The sequence below is a fragment of the Dolichospermum sp. UHCC 0406 genome (genome assembly GCF_009712025.1).
GTDB lineage: Bacteria > Cyanobacteriota > Cyanobacteriia > Cyanobacteriales > Nostocaceae > Dolichospermum > Dolichospermum lemmermannii.
Window position 1 is genome coordinate 69,377 of the sequence record NZ_VILA01000017.1, and the last position, 20,147, is coordinate 89,523.

Sequence of the window (20,147 nt, forward strand, 5' to 3'; positions counted from 1 at the left end):
GTATGTTTATTTTTCTGATCTCATTTTAAATACAATCAATGCCAAATATGACAACCTGTCATATATTTATTTTTCTAAATTTCCTAAAGGTTAGTTTAAATTACCAAAATAGGGTATGCAAATATCTGCGAGAATGACTGCGCTAAAGCAAAGAGTAACGCACTAGTTTCGGTCAAATCAGAATTGCAGGTTACTAAATTTGCGTTCCTTAGAGAGAGTTAGACGTTCCATAGAACCTCTCTACAAGGGTTCTAGGAAACGCACATTTAATTTTTGGAGATATCTATTGATCTTCTAACTGACTACTGAATTCTCTCGGTGAACGTCGTTTTAACTCGACTGACTCAGTGCGGGGTAATAAGTCAAATACTTCTCTCAATTTGTCGTCTATTTCCTCAAAAGGGACTTGACCTTTTTTATTGAAAACTACCTTACCCGACTGGTCAAAAACTACAACTTGAGGCACACTTCCTCCATAATAATATCCTGGTTCTGTGGGTTGATAGGTTTTGTCAGCTAAAAGAGTATCAACGCTGATAGGAATGATTTCTGTTGCGCGGCCATAGAATGCTTGCATTTCGGAAACAACCGGCGCATATTTTTTGCAATCGCTACTGTCATCAGTGTAGAATGTCACTATCGCTGGTTTATGTTCTGCTAATGTCTGAGCTAGTGTTTCTTTGGAAGGAACTAGAGAACCATTACCAGCATAAATTACAAAAATATTGCCATCATATCGGTCATCTTTAATACCTGCTAATGCTGGCTGCATACTAATTACGAATAGACAAACAAGCAGCAATAAGCATTTTGACACTAACTGGCGACCGTTAGTAATTATTTGAGTTTGTAAAAAAAGCCACTTTATGCTATTCATTAACAGAAACCTTGTCTTTGCTACTATTTTTTGTGAGTTTGTGCTGAACTGATGTTAACTGGTTTGGATAATAATCACACCCACGCACTATTTTTTAAGATAACCTTTACTGGTGTTTTCAGAGAAAAAATTATTTGTTAGTGAGACTATACTCATTTTGATGCTATCTTTTCTAATTAGTTAAACTTACACGAAATGAAGATGAAGTTCTATAGAATAAGATTTCTGGAATAATTGACCGCAGATAAACGCAGATAAACGCAGATAAATACGGATGAAATTCTTTTTGCAATTATAGGTTATTTATAAATCATGACTGTAGGTAAGAAAATAAAAGTTATAGATAGACTCCGCTTGGGTTTTGCGGTATCAATGGCCAAAAGTGTCACGTTTTTGGTGAGGTCACTGCGTCTTGGTGCTGCTAGTGTTTTACCCGGTTCGATTGCGCGACGGATAGAACCCCGAATTTTGGAGTTATTGAGTCAGCAAGTGAAAAATGGGATAATTCTCATTGCGGGAACAAATGGGAAGACGACTACTGCTTTACTATTATGCACCATTTTAGAACGGAAGGGCTTTCGGATTGCCCATAATTCTACAGGTGCAAATCTGGAAAATGGGTTAGCAACGGCTTTGATAGATAATGCGAATCTGCTAGGAAACCTGAATGTAGATTATGCAATTTTGGAAGTTGATGAAAATATAGTTCCCAAGGTTTTAAAACCGCTACAACCTCGAATTATTCTTTGTTTAAATCTGTTCCGTGACCAGTTGGATAGATATGGGGAAGTGGATAGTATTAGTAAGCGGTGGACTAAGGTGATTGCTACTTTACCAACAACAACTGTAGTTATTCCCAATGCTGATGATCCGACTTTATCCTATTTGGGTCAACAGTTACCCCAAAAGGTTTTATTCTTTGGTTTAAATGAACCTGAAAATTATTTAGAAGCTATTCCTCATGCTGTGGATTCTATTTATTGTCCTAGCTGTGGTCATGCTTTAGATTATCAAGGGGTTTATTTGTCCCATTTGGGAGATTTTACTTGTCCTAGTTGTGGTTTTACTAAAAGTCAACCCGCATTATTAAGCCAGGAATGGTCACAAATTCTTGTGGGTTTGTACAATAAATATAATACTTTAGCCGCAGCCACAGCAGCAAAAGAATTAGGAGTTGATGAAGTTAGTATTAGAGATGGAATTAATAATTTTCAAGCTGCTTTTGGTCGTGCAGAAGATTTGGTAATTGATGGTAAACGGGTAAGAATTTTATTATCAAAAAACCCTGTAGGAACAAATGAAACTATTCGCGTCGTCACTGAAAGTACCGATAAAACTACTTTATTGGTGTTGAATGACAGAACCCCAGATGGTACTGATGTATCATGGATTTGGGATGTGGATACAGAAAAGTTAGTAGCACGGGGTGGAACGTTGATTGTCAGTGGCGATCGCGTGTATGATATGGCTTTACGTCTGCGTTATAGTCAGGAATCTCTGGACAGTGACATCAATCTGATTGTAGAGTCAAATTTGCAGCAAGCGATCGCTACTGCTCTAGAGCATACACCAGTGAATGAAACTTTACACATTCTCCCCACCTATTCAGCCATGCTAGAAGTCCGAGAAGTATTGACTGGTAGAAAAATCCTCTAATAACTAACAACTGTACGGGCGAAGCATTTGGAGAACTATTTTTGGCAATGACCGATAATTTATCTTCCAAATGCTTCGCCCCTACTGACAACTGACAACTGACAACTGACAACTTATGAAAATAGTCAAACTGATTTTGCTGGCTTTTCCTATGTTTTTAGCATCTCTGCTATTGGTAGTTAACCCAGCACACGCTTCCAAATTCAAAGCTGCACCCGCTGTCCAAATGATTGTGGTGACATCTAATCAAGCAAATTTTGATATAGCTACACCGCAAATAAATAGCATCACACATTCTGTAATACAACAAATTGGTTGCAATTGCACTAATTGTGTTCAAGCTAATTTACAGAAATTACAAGGTAAGTTACCTATGGCTGGAATTTAATAAATTAGAACAATAAATGTTTTACAAGACACAGCAAGTCTGTGTCTTTATTACTTTATATAATTATTTCTGGACTTTTTAATATATTCATCAATTACAATCAATTATGTCAGCAAAAAAACTATCTACACATTTATTGAAAACTACCATTTTAGGTTTAATGGTGGGTTTATCTGGATGTGGAAATAAACCTATTAATACAACATATAATACCACTAATAAAAATATTAATAATAATTTACCGTTTGTCGTAGCAACTAATAGCGTAATTTGCGATTTAACAAAACAAGTTGCTGGAGATACAATTAATCTGATTTGTTTAATTCCTCCTGGGATAAATCCTATAAATTATAAACCCATTCCAGAAGATAATCAAGCCATTAAAAATGCTAATTTAGTATTGTATCATGGTGATAATTTTGAACCAGGTTTAATTAAAATTATTGAAGAGATTAAAAAACCTAAATTAAAAATTGCCGTTGCTAAAACTATGGGTGTAAATTCCATCCAAATTAGAAAAAACGGTAAGCAAATTATTGAACCTCATGTTTGGCATAATCCTATTAATACTATCAAAATGGTAGAAATAATTAATAGTAGTTTAGTTAAATTAGCACCAGAAAATAAAAATATTTATAATAGAAATACCAAAAAAGTAACTAAAGAAATTAATCAAATTAATAGTTGGATTAAAAGCAGATTAGCTAGTATTCCCGATAAAAATCGGAAATTAGTGACAACAAATTCAGCCATGATTTATTATGTCAAAGCTTATGATATTCCCTATTCAGTCAATTTAGGTAATGTCAAAAATACAGGAAAATTGACAGATCCAAAAGTCATGAATTTGGTTAGAGATATTCAAAAAGCTCAAGTACCAACAATTTTTGCAGATACAAATACCAATTCTAATTTACTCGCACCTGTAGCGACAGCAGCGAAAGTAAAGGTTTCTCAAAGACCACTTTATATTGACGGACTAGGTGAAGCAGGAAGTGACGGAGAAACCTATCAGAAAATGATGACTGCTAATACAAGAATAATTGTAGAAGGATTGGGAGGAACATATTTGAAATTTGAGCCGAAAAATTCTCGAAATAAATAGCTACTGGATTTCCATAGAAACAAAATATTTGCTACTTACGTCTAATCACTAAGCTGCTGTCATAAGTAATGCTACGCTTAGTTGCCAAATCTTCACAAAGAGGGGAAACTGGTAATTATAGTTTACGCGCAACTGTTCAACCATAGTAGGTTGGGTTGACGTATGTTACCCAACATTTGTAAACGACAAAGTTCTAACTGTGTTGGGTTTGGCTATCGCTCTACCCAACCTACATTTTGACTACATTTTTACAATCAATATCAACTTTTTAATTAAGGACTCAAAAATCATGAATCTACAATCATTCTGCACCGCATTGGGATTAACAGCTTTAACATTGAGCGTACAGTTGGAGAGCCAAATTATCAAAGTTCAGGAGGTCAAACGTATTTTAATGTGCGTAATTATTTGCAAAATGCACCCGTTGTTAATGTGGAAAAATAGGCGATAAAATAGCCTAGTACCGCAGGGCGGAAGTCAAAAGTCAAAAGTCAAAAGTCAAAACTAATATTGTCGGGTTAAATTTGCATCAGTCTTCTAGTAACTATTCATCATAATTAGTGATTGAAAAAAAAGTAATTAAGAGAGGAAATTGATTAAAACCCGTTTCTAGATAAATCGCAATAAAGTCCCCAACCCATCACCAAAACCCGATAAAATACCCAAATAACATCTTACAAAATAGCCATTTATCCGGGGAATAAATTCCCCGTCTCATAGTTAAAGTCGGTTAAAACCGACTAGGAATTGAAGTTATTAATTAATTGGATTCAGCCCAATTTTTTGCCCAAGCTAGAGTTTTATGAACTTCTTCCAGAGTTGCGGCTTCACAATAAAGACGTAAAACTGGTTCAGTTCCGCTAAATCTAATCATTAACCAACTTTGATCAGCCAAACGGAATTTATAACCATCAATTGTTTGACAACCAATGACTTCTTTACCCGCAATTTCTGTCAAAGGTTGGGATTGCAACTGTTTTAATAGTCGCCCTCTAACTTCCATATTTGCTAAAGGTAAATCAATGCGATCATAGCTGGATGAAAAGTTCGTTTGTTGTTGTAAATAGCGATAATATTCACCTAAATCTAACCCTGATTCCACAACTGCTTCTAATACATAAAGTGCCGATAATAAAGCATCGCGTTCGGGAATATGGCTACCATAACCAATGCCACCGGATTCTTCACCACCTAGTAATACCTGGGTGGCTAACATTCGGTCAGCAATGTATTTATAACCTACTGCTGTTTCATGGATAGAAAGGTTGTGTAATGCGGCTACACGGGGCATTAAGTCCGAACCGCTGACAGTTTTGACGATTTCGCCCTGAAAGTTCCGCCGTAGGGTTAAATGGTCAATTAAAATGGGAATTAAGACTTGGGAACTGAGGAAATTAGCATCTTGATCTACTGCCGCAATGCGATCGCAATCTCCATCAAATACCAAACCCACAGTTAAACCGGTTTTATGGGTTTGCCGATGGGTTTTCATAACTGTAAATAGTCGGGAAAGATACTTTGGTAAAGGTTCAGGCGCACCACCTTCAAATAGAGGATCACGATCGCTATTAATTTCCTTAACTTGTTCCCCTAATAATCGGGCTAATCCCCCAGCCGCTGCCCCGTGCATGACATCCACAAATATTGTTAACTTGCCAGTTGCGATCGCTTCTTTGATTTTGTCAATATCAACTTTAGCCGCCAATGCTTGACAATAACTCGGCCAAGGATCAAAGGTTTTTTCCTTACCTGGAATCGCTGCTGGGGCAACTTTTTCTGATAATAAAGCCTCTATCTCTTGAGTAACTTCCGGTGGTACTGAACCACCAAAAGCACTTTTAACTTTTAATCCTAAATATGCACCAGGATTATGACTAGCTGTCACAACTAATGCCCCTAACGCCTTGAGTTCTTTAGCCGCCCAACTGTAAGCTGGAGTTGGGGCAAAAGTTTCGCTAAACAGGACATCAAAACCCACTGCGGTGACGGCATTGGCAACCACACGGGCAAACTCTTCTGCCATAAATCGGCGGTCATAACCAACAATAATCGTCCTGCTACCTACTTCCGAAAAGTAAGTATTATGTAAAACTTTGGCTGCTACGGTTGCGACTAATGCCAGACGTTCAAAGGTAAACTCCTCACCTATCACACCCCTCCAACCATCTGTACCAAACTTGATTGGGTTAGTTACAACTGACATAAAAATATCCTAAATTTCTAATTCAGGATTCTAGCATTAGTCAGTTGTCAGTTGTCAGTTGTTAGTAGGGGCGAAGCATTTGGAAGATAAATTATCGGTCATTGCCAAAAATAGTTCTCCAAATGCTTCGCCCGTACAGTTGTCAGTTGTTAGTAGGGGCGAAGCATTTGGAAGATAAATTATCGGTCATTGCCAAAAATAGTTCTCCAAATGCTTCGCCCGTACAGTTGTCAGTTGTCAGTTGTCAATTGTCTATTCCCTTTGACTCAAGAGAGAAATTGCCATTGGTAAAATCCGATGCTCTTGGATTTGAATTCTCGCGTGTAGTGTTTCTGATGTATCATCTGGTAAAACCGGAACAGCCGCTTGAATTAAAATTTCACCACTGTCAACTTCTAAAGAAACAAGATGTACAGTACAGCCCGTAATTTTGACTTTAGCAACCAAAGCCTGTTCTACAGCTTGCACGCCCTTAAAACTCGGTAATAAACTAGGATGAATATTAATCATCCGATTAGGAAAAGCGTCAATTAAAACTTGTGTGACTAATCGCATCCATCCCGCCATAATCACGAATTCTACATTATACTGCTGTAATGTTTGGACAACTTTATGATCAAATTTTTGACGATTTTTGTAGTCCCGATGATTTAACAATACAGACTCTACACCCCAATTTTCAGCCCTGACGGCTGCTTTCGCATCAGGATTGTTGTAAATTAAAACTTGAATTTGGGCGTTAATTTTACCATCGGCAATGGCTTGGGCAATTACTTCAAAGTTACTACCATTCCCAGAAGCCATAATTCCTAGTTTCAAAGGCTGATTCGAGGAAACTTGGTGATGATAAATATCAGGATAAATGAGACTATCAGTAGTATTTAGTGGGGAATCGTAAATCATAGACAATAATTATTTTCACAAAATTTTTGAAAGTCGAGATTTTCAGATCCCCGACTTCTCTAAGAAGTCGGGGATCTTGTTATTTAAAATTCTCGTCTTAAAAAGATAAGAATAGCGATCGCTAACAACATAAAACTATAAAGCAAACCATATCCCGCATTGGTAATTAATGTAATTGGATCAGGTAGTGCTTGCAAACCGTAAACAGCATCATTTTTTAAATCTAATCTAGATAAATCTGGCAAAATTAGATATAAACTTTGGGTAATGCGTTCCATAGCGGGGTTCTGACTCAATTTACCTAATGCCACTAGATCTTGAGTAATATTCCCCATTAAATACACTGCAAATGTTAGGGCTGTGGCTATCAGTGAACTGGTAAAAATGCCCAAAGTAATGGCTACGGCAGTAATTAAACATAATTGAAAAAAGATGAATAGCGTAGCCAGAAAAATGCTAGTAACCGGATAGGATACTTGACCAAGTTGTAAGAATCCTAAATAAATTATTGTCATTGCGGTAATTAAGACAGCGATAACTGCTGATAACCCTAAATATTTACTAGCAATAAATTCACTGCGGCTGATGGGTTTGGCAATTAATACTAAGATAGTCCGTTTTTCGATTTCTTTGTTAACTAATCCTGTGCCGATAAATATAGCCACAATTAAACCAATGACGTTCATGGTTGCCAAACCAAAGTCTAAAAAGATTTTATCAAAAGCAGTGACAGTAAATTCGGGAATGGCACGGAAGGCAATACCCAGGATAATGGCATAAAAACCGATGATGTACAGAATACGATCGCGGATCACTTCCTGAAATACATTCTTAGCCATGACGACAGTTCTCATTACATTCATAGTAATTGCTTGTTTCTTCCTTATTGTTGTGCTGGTGGAGAACCCATGATAAATTTACTTGTGCGATCGCAAGTCAGACGGGCAATGGTGTTTTTATTATCTGTTTGTTTACCAGAGTTAGATGGTTCTATCAAACAAGATTTTTTCCAGTAATATCCTTGAGAGTTGGCGCCAGGTCCCCCCCAAATTGTCAAAATATCTAGTCTATATCCAGATTTAATATTGACTACACGGGGTTCAACTCGCCATAATAGCCTTTCTTGAGATTGACCTAAATTACTATTAATCGTTCTTCTCCCCAAGTTTCCTAGTCGCGGTTTAGCTTCTAGTAACCATTTTTCCACTTCTGACCAAGGTTTATTGGCAATTTGTTGATTAACTAAAGGTTGCAATTTATTTAAGATCAAATCACCAGTTTTCGGCTTTTTGGCTGGTCGTTCTAATCTAATCACAAAAGCACTTTTTTGAAAATTATCTGCTCGTAAACTAGGATATTCTTTTAACCATTTATCTATGACAAAGTAAAACTGAAGCCAACAACTAATTAGCATACACCAAGCTAATAAAACTACAACTTTTTGACGATCTTGTAATTTAGGAAGTTTGGCTTTTGCTAATTTTCCACCTGTACCTTCAAAGAAATTAGGTATGGCTGTAACTATGGCAGCTATTGTTGGCCAAATAACTATCGTATTCGGTGTTAATACACCTTCTTTGTGTCCAAAAGCAAAGATACTCACTAAAAATCCCGTTGTTACTGCCCCCACTGGCATAAAAGTTCCCGGAACTCTTAAAGGATCATCGGTAGTATACCAAGCTGTTCCTGCTAATAAAAATAGCCAACCACAAAAGGCAATAATATCTTTGATATACCCTAGGGCAAAATATGATATTCCCCAAGAAAAAATACTCAAATAAATTAATGTTTGCCACGAGTATGCTTTAGCAGGTGTCAGAAATTTTTGCACTCCTGCAAATAAATCCTGAATATATTTAAATATGCCACGTATTTCCTTCAATAAAAAGTTCATGAGATTACCTCTAATTAATGCAATGATGAATATTGATCATTTTATCGAGAGCGAGCGAATTAGGATAATGAAGGTTATGGCAGTGTAACTGAGTGAATTGGCTATTAAGGTTGCAGTTATTAAATTAGTATTTTGCAACTTAGCCATATTCATATAACTGGCTCTTTGCTGTGAAGAAATGATTTCTGTTTCTGTTTTTTTTCCTCCTTCTCCCATAAAAATTATGAGGATCTTCATTAGTAAAAATTTCACTAGAAAAGTCGCTATGAAAATAGTAAATGACAATAAAACTATCATTGTGCCAATGCTAGGATCTTGAAGTTTATTAAAAAATACATAATTAATCAATTCTTTTTTGATAGCGATAGATAATATTGGTTCGACTGTGAAAAACACAATCCAGCCAATTACACTCGAGAAAACATTTAAGGCTATAGCATAAAAAATGCTGGTTCTTTTATCAAACTTCAGCCATCTATTCAGAATATAAGCTTCTAGGGGAATGGCAATTAGTAAGAATAATATCTCAAAAAATATCGCCCCAATGGGCAAAATTATAGGTAGTGATAATTCATCAGACATAATGGTAACAACAAGGAGATTTTAGGAGTTAGTTAGATCCCCGACTTCTTGAAGAAGTCGGGGATCTGGGGATTAGTTGTACAGAGTATAACTGAAAGAATACGGATAATCGGCAATTATCTCATTCTTCTGACATTTATGATCTGAGTGCGCCAAGATATTTAGATAATTATATTATACATTTATCAAACTGTAATACGCAGATAAAAAACCGCACATTCTAGACTCTAGTTTCGTTAAGATAAGGAATTGCCACTTTATAGCTTTTCAAAATATGACAAGGAACGGTATCGGTATTCGCACAGCGCAAGTGCGTTCTGAGCGGCTTACGGGTCAAATTCACGTCTATGATGGTATTGGGAAAGGTAAGTCCCAAGCAGCTTTAGGAGTGGTTTTGCGCTCGATTGGTTTGGGCATTAATACACCCAGTGATTCTAGCCGGGTTTTATTGCTGCGGTTTTTGAAGGGTCCAGAACGGGATTATGATGAAGATGGAGCGATAACTGCTTTACAGCGAGGGTTTCCCCATCTTATTGATCAGGTTCGCACAGGAAGAGCGGAGTTTTTTGGCCATGATCAAATTACACCTTTTGATCGAACTGAGGCTGCACGGGGCTGGGATGTAGCCAAAGGTGCGATCGCTTCCGGGTTGTATTCAGTAGTTGTTTTGGATGAAATTAACCCGGTTTTGGATTTGGGTTTGTTATCGGTGGAGGAAGTGGTAAACACGTTAAAATCTAAACCCCAAGAATTGGAAATCATTACGACTGGACGCGCTGCACCACAAGCATTGTTAGATATTGCGGATTTGCATTCGGAAATGAAACCCCACCACCACCCCACAGCCGCAGAACTCTTTATTGAAGGGATTGAAATTTATACAGGTGCAGGTAAGGGTAAATCTACCAGTGCTTTGGGTAAGGCTTTGCAAGCTATTGGGAGAGGTATCAATCATCCTGGTTCTACCCGTGTATTAATTATGCAGTGGCTCAAAGGTGGGAGTGGCTATACTGAGGATGCAGCTATAGCGGCTTTACAGCAATCTTATCCTGAAGTGGTAGATCATCAACGGTGTGGACGTGATGCCATTGTTTGGCGGAATTCTCGTCAAGATTTAGACTATATAGAAGCGGAGAGGGGTTGGGAAATTGCCAAAATTGCGATCGCTTCTGGTGTGTATAAAACTATTATCCTCGATGAACTCAATCCCACTGTGGATTTAGAATTGTTACCTGTTGATCCCATTGTTCAAGCTTTGTTACGTAAACCCCGTGATACGGAAGTGATTATTACTGGGCGCTGTCAAAATCAACCGGCTTATTTTGATTTGGCTAGTATTCACTCTGAGGTTTATTGTCATAAACACTACGCAAATCAAGGTGTGGAATTGAAACGGGGGGTTGATTTTTAAACCGATAATATCCCCGACTTCTTAAAGCAGTCGGGGATCTAGTTTTTAGTTTTTGTTTGGATTGAGAAAACCCAACCCAAAAATCACTATTAATGATGATCTTCTTGATTTAACCAAGTTACTAAATCAGCAATTTCGGAAATATTAAACAACGCTGCACCTAAATTTTCTAGATGTTCAACCGATAAGACTTTTACTCTTTCAAGTATTTCAGAATCAAGTTGTCCAAAGCGTTGATTAAGTAACATTAGACAAAATTTAACTGCCTCTTTTTGTTCTCCTTTTCCTTCTCCCTTCTGCAAAATATCCTGATAAATTACTGATTCTTGCATAATATCCTCACTTAACAATTGACGAATAAAATCTTTTTCAAACCGTAACCCGGCTAAAATCTCTGTGTAAGCTGCAATATCCTGTTTAGTCTCCCTATCTGCAATTTTAGCAACATTATTAGCAATTTGGGATAATAAACCTTGGGGTGAATTTGTCCGGGTTAATGGTGCTAATGGTAATAATGCCAGATTATGCAAAAATAATTCTGGTTCTTCTTCCCACATTCTGATCACACGATAACGGTGTCTGGTTGTTTCGTTAACATATTCTTCAGTAAAAACAATTGGATCATCTGTTTCTTGTAAGAAAATCACTACTTGGGTTACAGGAACTTGATATGTACGGATTAATCTCACTGAATAGTCTAACTCCCTAAAAGGAATGGGAGGTTTAGATTGTGGGTTGGTTTGAAATTCAATATGTAAAATGCGATTTTCTGTTTGTAGGAAGGTGACAAAATCAGCGCGAATTGGTTCTATACTCAATTCGGTTTTTAAGACTTTGATGGTTTTTGGTTCTTGGGGAAGTAACCATTTAGCAAAATCAAAGGGATATTTTTCTGCTAGTAGTTTACAAACGTTGTCAAAACTCATAGGGTTATAAAGTTAAATTGTCAAATTGTCAGAATCAGGATATCCAGGATTTAAGGATTTACAGGATGTTTGTTTGAGTTGTGTTTTTAGGGTTTGAGGATTTATAGGTAACGCTAGGTAAACAAGATTGAAATTTTCATAATTTTGTTAAGTAAATTTCTATTCCAAAGTTTCTTCTTTAGTATTTTAGAAATTCCTATTTTTAAAATTTAAAAAATGAGCAAATTTTTCTAAAAAATTATCAATCAATCGTATGTAATCATCCTCATTAATAGTTGAACCTTCTTCAATGCCTTTAAATACATTCTCAATACTTGTTTGAACTATATTACTAATATGTTCTTCACTTTGCTTCTGGTCTATGAAAAACCTCAATTCATCTAAGGCATTTTTGAATTTATTAATATTTTTTTGCTGAGATTCTTTAATTTCTGAAATGCTATTTTTGCATAAATCAATATTTATATTTGATTCTATTTTATCTCGCTCCATAACATCAAAAGAATATTCTTTACAAAAATCATTACCGATATAGTCATTGGATAGTAAAACTAAAAATTTAAATGTACTAAATAACTCAACATATCCATAAATTATTTTTTCTGTGGAACTTCCTTTAATAAAGAGTTGATGTAATATTTTAAAACTATCATTGGTAGTTGTAAATGTTCTATCAGGATAATAGTAAAAAACACAATTTTCTTGACTATCACCTAAAATGTAAGGTAGAAGATGTGAGATATTTTCTCTATTACCACCATTCTGCATATAGAAACTTATGATCATCTTACATATAGCTCGAAAAGTTGTATTATTTGCATTATACAAAATTTTACCGAAGATGGTTACAAATTCCGATCCTGCTTGAAGTTTTTCTACGGTTATATGCCTAATTCCCAACTGAAGAGTTAATGACATCTTTTAGATCATAAAATCATTGAGATTAATAACTTTATTAAATCCTGAAAATCCTTAAATCCTGTAAATCCTGATTCAGACAAATTAAATATCAGGTTCAACACCCAACTTTCTTAACTGTTCTATCAACCTTTCCTTTTGTTCTATTGGAGTCAAAACCCAATTACCAGAAATATCATACCAGCGTAACCAAGGCTGCTGAATATTATTATAAGTTCCCTCCCAAACTCCCAAACCTAATTCTATTTCTGGTATCCAAAAACGAGAATTTGATGATGATAAATCTATTTCCGCATAACGACCACCATCTAATTTAAACATTCTAAACTCATACTTGTAACGGTCAAAAATAGCATAATAGGGAATCCTTAAAATCTGTTCATAAACTTCCCATTTTGTAGGCGGTTTTTCCACATTCCGCAAAGTCTGTCCTAAATCTTCCTTTTCAGTTCCTGGTGATAGTAATTCAACTATAATAAAAGGAGTAATTCCCTCTTGCCAAATTACATAACTTAAACGTAAATCACCATTTTTATAAAGAGGAGAAACATCCACAGATACAAACCAATCTGGTCTTTTGTACCATGTGGGATGATGAGGATCATAATAGAGGTTCAGATCACTAGCGGTAAATATTTTGTTGCTAGGATAGGTAGGAGAATTAAAAGTTTCGTCTAATAAACGAGGTTGTAATAAATGAAATTGATCAGGCAAACCTTTCTCCTCTGGATCTTCACTTTTGAGATCATACATCGTTGGTAACACTTCTTGGGGTGAACGGGGTGGGTCTGTTTGATACATAGTAGTATTCCTGGAAAATATACTTTATTGTGTGTTTACAGTGTCTTTAAACCCACGCAGGTGGATTTATAATTTAGAGGAGCATGAATAATATGACCATAGACAATAATACTTTGGATTTAGTGACTGGAGGATTAGCAATGATTATTTTGGTAGGTGGGATGTTAATGATGTTTACTACCATTTTCAGCACTAAAAAATAATCAATTACCTCACCCAGTATTTCTGGGTGATCAATAATATCAGTTAAGAAACATCAGCACCAAAGGCTATTCTAATTACCCAAAATATCATTAAAGTGGCGATCGCTAACCAATCCCCTGTTATTAACTTTAACTCTTGCCATTTAACTCGATGTTCATTGGGACTAGTAAAACCCCTTACCATCATCGCATTTGCCATTTGTTCCGCCCTTAAAAGCAGATTTTCTAATAATCTCTCAGTCACAATTAACCAAACTTTTGCCCCTCCTTTTAATCCTAGCTTTTTCCAATTAATTGCCCTAGTCATTACCGAACGCACTAGGTTTTGGATTTCTTCTAAAACTAGGGGAATAAACCGCAAAGATAAAGTTAACGTCAGGGTAATTTCTGTAACGGGAATATTGAACCTTCTCAACGGCTGCATTAAACTTTCCATTCCCGAAGTAATTTCTTCTGGTGCAGTTGTGAGTAAATATAAATTAGTGCTGTAGATTAATGTAAAAACTATTGTACTCAAGCTAATTGCCAAATCCAAAGAACGGCGATTTACTTTCACAAATCCTTTATTAAATAGCACATAGCTATATTTTTTATGACTATCTGCTATTACTGGGGTAACTTGGGTCTTTTTCTCACTTATTGGTTGGGTGAGGATTTGTTCATTTGCAGGTAAGCGAGACTGATAACTTACACCTAATCCATCAGGACTAATGGAGGCAATGACTAATACCATAAATGATAATATCAACAACCAGCCCATTTGTTGTCGCCATACTCGCAGAGGAATTTTGGCAAATACAGTAAAAGTAATTAGCAGTAATACCAATAATACCCGCCAATAGTTATTAGCGACAATATAGCTACTCAGAAAGCTCAATAACCAAATTAACTTAACTCGCGGGTCGAGTTTATGTAACCAAGTTTGCGGTTCTTCTAAGTAAAGTCCGAGAGGAAGCGATCGCAATAAATCCATATTTTGTCAGTTGTCATTGGTCAGTTGTCAGTTGTCAGTAAGCCACCCAGAAATAAAACTCCGGTCTAATAGCTAAAGTACGTTAAAACGCACTCTGATTAACTCAAAATCAAAAATTATCCTATTTCTAGAATAAATAAACATAAAACAGTCGGTTTTAACCGACTTTAGCTTTTAGACAGGGAATTTATTCCCTGGCTTCCTTTTTGGCTTCCTTTTTGGCTTCCTTTTTGGCTTCCTTTTTGGCTTCCTTTTTGGCTTCCTTTTTGGCTTCCTTTTTGGCTTCCTACTTCCTAACTGACTCCTGACTCCTTACGTTTCCTATTTTACACGAGTAGCGCGGTTTGGACCGCCAATTTCCACGTCTCGAACTTTCTTACTGCGCCAAAATAGCCGAATGGGTGTACCTTGAAAGCCTAACTGTTTGCGGAATTGGCGTTCAATGTAACGGCGATAATTATCATTAAAGCGGGTATTGTCATTAACGAACAGCGCGATAGAAGGAGGCTGACTACTCACCTGAGTACCATAGTAGATCTTACCCTGACGACCGCCCCGTGAAGTCGGTGGTGAATGCCAACTGATAGCATCTTCTAGCACTTCATTAATTACTGATGTACTCACACGGCGTTTGTGTGCCTCAGCCGCTGTATTTACCAATTCTAAAATCTTTTCTACCCGTTGTCCCGTAACAGCACTAACATAAATGGTATCTGCCCATTCTGTAAAGTGTAAGCGTGATTCTAATTCTTTTGCATGATCATAAATGGTATACGAGTCTTTCTCAACAGCATCCCACTTGTTGACAACAATAACACAAGCGCGACCTTCTTCTAAGACGCGACCTGCTAATTTTTGATCCTGTTCAGTTACGCCATCTACCGCATCAATCACTAATAAAACCACATCAGAACGGCGAATAGCTTTGAAAGCGCGGTTAATACTGAAAAATTCTGTCCCGTATTCTATATGTTTCTTTTTGCGAATACCAGCAGTATCAATTAACCTATAGGTTTGATCACCTCGTTCAACTACTGTATCAATTGTATCTCTAGTTGTTCCAGAAATAGGACTGACAATAGCTCTATATTCACCAACAAACGCATTGAGTAGGCTGGATTTGCCTACATTTGGTCTACCAATAATGGCAACTTTAATTTCCTTATTTTCCTCTTCTTCTACTATCAGAGGAATGTGATTCATTAACTCATCCAGGATTTCCCCTGTCCCACTACCATGAATCGCGGAAATGGGGAAAGGTTCACCTAGTCCCAATTCCCAAAATTCAGCAGCTTGAATCACCCCTTGATCTGGAGATTCACATTTATTCACAGCCAGTAATACGGGTACTGGTTGTTGACGTAACCATTCAGAAATTTCTTCATCTGCGGGCATCAAACCAGCTTGTCCATCCACAACAAAAATAGCAGCACAAGCTTCTGAAAGTGCTGTTAACGCCTGTTGGCGAATCATGGGGAGAAATTCGGTGTCATCGTTAAAAACCAAGCCACCTGTGTCCACTACCACAAATTCCCGATCATTCCAAAAAGCTGGACGATAGGTGCGATCGCGTGTTACCCCTGGTTCATCATGGACTATTGCCGTTTGATCTCCGGCAAGACGATTTACAAAGGTAGATTTGCCCACATTGGGGCGGCCGATAATTGCAACAATTGGCAATGGCATAAACTAGAGTTCTTTAGTGCTGAGTGTGTAGGTGTGCTGAGTTTTGTCTCTACGTTCTTCACCCAGCACTGTTTTAGAGAACTATTTATTGTACCATGGTTTTTGATAATTAGGAGTTTTTGAAAAAGTTGTCTGTCAGGGTAGGGAACTCTTAACTCTTAACTGGGAACAGTTTTGTTCTAAAAATCTGCAATTAGAAATAATTAAATTTGTCAATACTGTAGCCAAATTAGGATGGTTCAAAGGCTGTATAAGCATTGTGAGTACGACCAAGTGAGGTCAACTGCGATATTTAGAGAATTTTTTGTGTCAACATACGAGCTATGTAGACTGGTTCAGGAAGATTGTCTTTGCGAGCTAATTTTGTTATTTTGGGGTTACTATGTCTTTAAGTACGAAATTTTGTTATGAGATTCAATATTTATGGTCACATAGTATTAAACTTTGTTTGTGTTAACTATTTTATTTTTGAACACCATGTTCATCAACCAAAAAGTTTGTATAGCTATCGCTGGTGCTACCTTGGCTGGGATGATTGCTTCTGCTTCCCCTGCTGGTGCTGTTGTTTTTACCTATAATGGTTCAAAGTACGATGTAACTACGCACAGTTTCAATGGCAATGATGCTTTTTCCGGCACAAACGCTTTGAACAGTCCACTTAATGCGTTGTGGGGAAATAAATCTCTTGCTAATGGATTGGCTAGTGTTGTTGGTTGTCAATTAGGCGGTTGTTACGTGAATCCGACTGACATAAATGGGAATGATTGGGCAGGAGCGTACTTCGCTTATGCAACCCAGACTGAACACGTACCTGGAAAGACGAACACTATTCTAAGTTTAGCGTCAATACAGCCGAACAATTCAACCCAACTTCCATATATAGATGAAGTTCAACACTCCTACAACATAGGTAACTGGAATAATCCCAACCGATGGTTCGCTACAGCTGTGGCTGTGCCTGTGCCTTGGGATATTTCAGGGAGTGGTACTATTCTTGGTTCTATAACAGGAATTGGTCTTGGTGTAGGGTTAAAGCGATTAAAAAGCAAAAAAACATCAACAATAAGTTAAGTTGGCGTTAAAAATTCAATCTATGTAACAATACCTTGTCCAAATCGAAAAAACTCTTGATTTGTAGGTTGGGTTGACGTATGTTACCCAACAAATGCGTCGGGTTGCGCTGTCGCTTAACCCAACCTACAAAAAATGGACTTTTTGTCAGTTGTCAGTTGTTAGTAGGGGCGAAGCATTTGGAAGATAAATTATCGGTCATTGCCAAAAATAGTTCTCCAAATGCTTCGCCCGTACAGTTGTCAGCATTTGGAAGATAAATTATCGGTCATTGCCAAAAATAGTTCTCCAAATGCTTCGCCCGTACAGTTGTCAGCATTTGGAAGATAAATTATCGGTCATTGCCAAAAATAGTTCTCCAAATGCTTCGCCCGTACAGTTGTCAGCATTTGGAAGATAAATTATCGGTCATTGCCAAAAATAGTTCTCCAAATGCTTCGCCCGTACAGTTGTCAGTGGTAATAATTCTTGCCTGTTCCCTGTTCCCTGTTCCCTGTTCCCTTTCACTCAACTATTGTAGCGATCGCTTCGTCAATTCCAGAAGATACACTAGGTAATTCCAGACAATATCCCGCACCGTAGACAGTCTTAATGTAGCGTGGATGACGAGGATCTGGTTCGAGTTTGGTTCTCAAATGACGAATATGCACGCGAATAGTCTCAATATCATCATCAGGATCATAACCCCAAACTTCTCTGAGGATTTCGCTGGGGGAAACGGTTTGTCCATGACGTTGTAGCAAGCAGTGGAGTAACTCAAATTCTAAATGAGTCAATTTCACTGTTGTTTTGAACCAGATAGCCTCAAATCTTTCGGGAACGAGAGTAATCGGTCCATAGTTGAGAATTTCGCTATGTTTTGCAGCTTGGGGAATCCTGTCCGTGCGTCTTAATAAAGCCCGTACCCGCGCTAATAACTCTTCTAGCTCAAAGGGTTTGGTGAGATAGTCATCCGCACCAGCATTAAAGCCTTCTACCTTGTTTTGAGTTTGGCTTAAAGCAGTTAACATCAATACAGGAATTTCGGAAGTGCGTTCATCCCGACGTAAGCGTTGACAAACTGTAAACCCATCTACTCTAGGTAACATCAGATCGAGCATAATTAAGTCTGGTTGTAGCTGGAGAGCCAGCGCCTGACCTTTGATACCATCTTCGGCTTGACTAACATCGTAGCCCGCCATTTCCAAGTTGACGGCAACAAGTTCTGAAATCGCTGGGTCATCGTCTATGACAAGAATCCTCGGCATTCTTAAAAATTATAACTACTTTATTTAAGGATAATTGACGTTTCCTCGACTACCAAAATTTCGCTTTGCTGATTCTGGGAAAAAGTTGAGGGATTGTGAGATCATGGAGCAAACTCTAGACAGTTGTTTTCCTTGATATATAAAAAGATTACCACCTCAATTATAAAAAATATGTTAAACCTAATATAAATATTAAAAGTAAATGATTGTAATATTTATATGTATAAATACGAGTATTTGCCGCCCTATTTTTTGCAAAATGGCGTGACCATGACGACTTATACAGCTTTATGGGCTAATCGTGATTGGGAGAGTAAAACTACTCACCCAGAACCAAAATACCAGGAAGTCATATTCACAGGTGGTCAAGGTGTGCCAATTTTTGGAAAAGTTGCTATTCCCCCAAATGCCCATAGTACGATTCTTGGCACTTATGGTATTACTGGAGAATTAGACCAACAATGGTTTTTAAGAATTTTGGGACGCAAGGCTTACGCCCAAGGCTATGCTGTGGTGTTATTTGATTGGCGGGCGCATGGTAAAACCGCAGAATTATCGCCAACATTGACTTCTGATGGTTTGTATGAAGGGGAAGATTTTGTCAGAATTGCGGAAACTGCGGCAAAAATGGGTTGTCCTTCACCATTTTGGTTTACGGGCTATTCTTTGGGAGGACAATTGGCGTTGTGGGGAGTGAAAGCCGCAGCGGATTTAGCACCTAAAGACATTGATATTGCAGGTGGGGCGGTGATTTGTCCGAGTTTGGATTCATTCCGGTCCCTGACTTATTTGGTTACACACCCCTTTGGTAAATATATTGAATCTCGCATTGCTAAGGAATTGAAAAAACTGGCCTGGAAAATTCATGCTGTTTATCCTGAATCTATGCAACCAGAAGCTATTGCACGGGCTAATAGTATTTGGGGATTTGATGAAGAATTGGTGATTGAACGTTTGGGTTTTGCCACCGTCGCTGATTATTATCAAGCCAGCAGTGGGTTAGAATTATTACCTAAATTGTCCAAACCAACTTTAATTTTATATGCTGCTGATGACCCTTTATTTGATCCTGCCATTATTCCTGATTTAGAAGCCGCTGCTACGAAAAACCCTGACATAGATTTATTACTGACTCGCTACGGTGGCCATGTTGGTTATGTGAGTAGCAAAAAATGTCAAAATCAATATGAAGATCCTGATCAATGGTGGGCTTGGAATCGTGTTTTAGAGTGGATAGAAACAAGCCGTAGCCAAAAAATTGAAAATGGTTCTATGCAAAAAAGTAAAGTTTAATTATTAGCGA

At 37.4% G+C, this 20,147-nt stretch carries 22 protein-coding genes; 9 read left to right on the forward strand and 13 right to left on the reverse strand.

The window, feature by feature from the left end; translation table 11 throughout:
* Nucleotides 1-283: 283 nt before the first annotated feature.
* Nucleotides 284-877: a thylakoid membrane photosystem I accumulation factor gene (locus FJR09_RS16390; protein ID WP_015078370.1), complete on the reverse strand. Its 594-nt coding sequence runs from the start codon at nt 875-877 to the stop codon at nt 284-286.
* 312 nt (nt 878-1,189) lie between these two features.
* On the opposite strand from FJR09_RS16390, the gene FJR09_RS16395 reads away from it, so the two are divergent.
* On the forward strand, nt 1,190-2,533 hold the full coding sequence (locus FJR09_RS16395) for a Mur ligase family protein (protein WP_015078371.1): 1,344 nt from the start codon (nt 1,190-1,192) through the stop codon (nt 2,531-2,533).
* On the opposite strand, the gene FJR09_RS16400 is transcribed toward FJR09_RS16395, so the two are convergent.
* The gene (locus tag FJR09_RS16400) at nt 2,427-2,645 is read right to left on the reverse strand and encodes a hypothetical protein (RefSeq protein WP_083881412.1); all 219 of its coding nucleotides are present in this window, start codon (nt 2,643-2,645) and stop codon (nt 2,427-2,429) included. The two genes, FJR09_RS16395 and FJR09_RS16400, sit on opposite strands and share 107 nt — an antisense overlap.
* Nucleotides 2,646-2,648: 3 nt before the next feature.
* Here FJR09_RS16400 and FJR09_RS16405 point away from each other — a divergent pair, with 3 nt between their 5' ends.
* From FJR09_RS16405 to FJR09_RS24780, 3 genes are all read left to right on the forward strand, one after another.
* The gene (locus tag FJR09_RS16405) at nt 2,649-2,921 is read left to right on the forward strand and encodes a hypothetical protein (RefSeq protein WP_015078372.1); all 273 of its coding nucleotides are present in this window, start codon (nt 2,649-2,651) and stop codon (nt 2,919-2,921) included.
* A 106-nt stretch (nt 2,922-3,027) separates the two neighbouring features.
* On the forward strand, nt 3,028-4,026 hold the full coding sequence (locus FJR09_RS16410) for a metal ABC transporter solute-binding protein, Zn/Mn family (protein ID WP_015078373.1): 999 nt from the start codon (nt 3,028-3,030) through the stop codon (nt 4,024-4,026).
* 289 nt (nt 4,027-4,315) lie between these two features.
* Nucleotides 4,316-4,477 (forward strand): hypothetical protein, encoded by a 162-nt coding sequence (locus FJR09_RS24780; protein WP_158310497.1) that lies wholly within the window; start codon nt 4,316-4,318, stop codon nt 4,475-4,477.
* 309 nt (nt 4,478-4,786) lie between these two features.
* Here FJR09_RS24780 and FJR09_RS16415 read toward each other — a convergent pair whose 3' ends face one another.
* From FJR09_RS16415 to fraC, 5 genes are all read right to left on the reverse strand, one after another.
* On the reverse strand, nt 4,787-6,229 hold the full coding sequence (locus tag FJR09_RS16415) for a phosphoglucomutase/phosphomannomutase family protein (RefSeq protein WP_168654128.1): 1,443 nt from the start codon (nt 6,227-6,229) through the stop codon (nt 4,787-4,789).
* A gap of 252 nt (nt 6,230-6,481) precedes the next feature.
* Nucleotides 6,482-7,132, reverse strand: coding sequence for a phosphoribosylglycinamide formyltransferase (gene purN / locus FJR09_RS16425; protein ID WP_168653478.1), 651 nt, complete (start codon nt 7,130-7,132; stop codon nt 6,482-6,484).
* A gap of 83 nt (nt 7,133-7,215) precedes the next feature.
* Complete coding sequence (locus tag FJR09_RS16430; protein WP_168653477.1) at nt 7,216-7,995, reverse strand: ABC transporter permease; 780 nt, start codon at nt 7,993-7,995, stop codon at nt 7,216-7,218.
* 20 nt (nt 7,996-8,015) lie between these two features.
* The gene (gene fraD / locus FJR09_RS16435) at nt 8,016-9,026 is read right to left on the reverse strand and encodes a septal junction protein FraD (RefSeq protein WP_168654129.1); all 1,011 of its coding nucleotides are present in this window, start codon (nt 9,024-9,026) and stop codon (nt 8,016-8,018) included.
* A gap of 36 nt (nt 9,027-9,062) precedes the next feature.
* Nucleotides 9,063-9,608, reverse strand: coding sequence for a filament integrity protein FraC (gene fraC / locus FJR09_RS16440; RefSeq protein WP_015078378.1), 546 nt, complete (start codon nt 9,606-9,608; stop codon nt 9,063-9,065).
* Nucleotides 9,609-9,882: 274 nt separating this feature from the next.
* Here fraC and FJR09_RS16445 point away from each other — a divergent pair, with 274 nt between their 5' ends.
* Nucleotides 9,883-11,019, forward strand: a complete 1,137-nt coding sequence (locus FJR09_RS16445; protein WP_015078379.1) for a cob(I)yrinic acid a,c-diamide adenosyltransferase — start codon at nt 9,883-9,885, stop codon at nt 11,017-11,019.
* 89 nt (nt 11,020-11,108) lie between these two features.
* Here the strand turns inward: FJR09_RS16445 and FJR09_RS16450 are convergent, their stop codons facing one another.
* The 5 genes from FJR09_RS16450 to der form a co-directional block, all read right to left on the reverse strand.
* Nucleotides 11,109-11,945, reverse strand: a complete 837-nt coding sequence (locus FJR09_RS16450) for a DUF4351 domain-containing protein (protein WP_015078380.1) — start codon at nt 11,943-11,945, stop codon at nt 11,109-11,111.
* 186 nt (nt 11,946-12,131) lie between these two features.
* Nucleotides 12,132-12,863, reverse strand: coding sequence for a hypothetical protein (locus tag FJR09_RS16455; RefSeq protein ID WP_168652386.1), 732 nt, complete (start codon nt 12,861-12,863; stop codon nt 12,132-12,134).
* Nucleotides 12,864-12,947: 84 nt separating this feature from the next.
* On the reverse strand, nt 12,948-13,664 hold the full coding sequence (locus FJR09_RS16460; RefSeq protein ID WP_015078382.1) for a Uma2 family endonuclease: 717 nt from the start codon (nt 13,662-13,664) through the stop codon (nt 12,948-12,950).
* A gap of 246 nt (nt 13,665-13,910) precedes the next feature.
* Nucleotides 13,911-14,840, reverse strand: coding sequence for an energy-coupling factor transporter transmembrane protein EcfT (locus FJR09_RS16465; protein ID WP_015078383.1), 930 nt, complete (start codon nt 14,838-14,840; stop codon nt 13,911-13,913).
* Nucleotides 14,841-15,161: 321 nt separating this feature from the next.
* Entirely contained in the window at nt 15,162-16,526 is a 1,365-nt protein-coding gene (gene der / locus FJR09_RS16470; protein ID WP_015078384.1) for a ribosome biogenesis GTPase Der, read from the reverse strand.
* 450 nt (nt 16,527-16,976) lie between these two features.
* Between der and FJR09_RS16475 the strand changes: the two genes are divergently transcribed.
* The 3 genes from FJR09_RS16475 (at nt 16,977) to FJR09_RS16485 (ending at nt 18,154) form a co-directional block, all read left to right on the forward strand.
* Entirely contained in the window at nt 16,977-17,597 is a 621-nt protein-coding gene (locus FJR09_RS16475; protein ID WP_168653474.1) for a hypothetical protein, read from the forward strand.
* 80 nt (nt 17,598-17,677) lie between these two features.
* Nucleotides 17,678-17,857 (forward strand): hypothetical protein, encoded by a 180-nt coding sequence (locus FJR09_RS16480; RefSeq protein WP_041457552.1) that lies wholly within the window; start codon nt 17,678-17,680, stop codon nt 17,855-17,857.
* Nucleotides 17,858-17,959: 102 nt separating this feature from the next.
* Nucleotides 17,960-18,154 (forward strand): hypothetical protein, encoded by a 195-nt coding sequence (locus FJR09_RS16485; RefSeq protein WP_148279012.1) that lies wholly within the window; start codon nt 17,960-17,962, stop codon nt 18,152-18,154.
* Here the strand turns inward: FJR09_RS16485 and FJR09_RS16490 are convergent.
* A complete protein-coding gene (locus FJR09_RS16490; RefSeq protein WP_015078386.1) occupies nt 18,101-18,844 on the reverse strand; it encodes a response regulator transcription factor in 744 nt (247 codons plus the stop codon). The genes FJR09_RS16485 and FJR09_RS16490 overlap by 54 nt on opposite strands.
* 219 nt (nt 18,845-19,063) lie before the next feature.
* On the opposite strand from FJR09_RS16490, the gene FJR09_RS16495 reads away from it, so the two are divergent.
* Nucleotides 19,064-20,137: a YheT family hydrolase gene (locus tag FJR09_RS16495; protein WP_168652400.1), complete on the forward strand. Its 1,074-nt coding sequence runs from the start codon at nt 19,064-19,066 to the stop codon at nt 20,135-20,137.
* Nucleotides 20,138-20,147 lie beyond the last annotated feature (10 nt).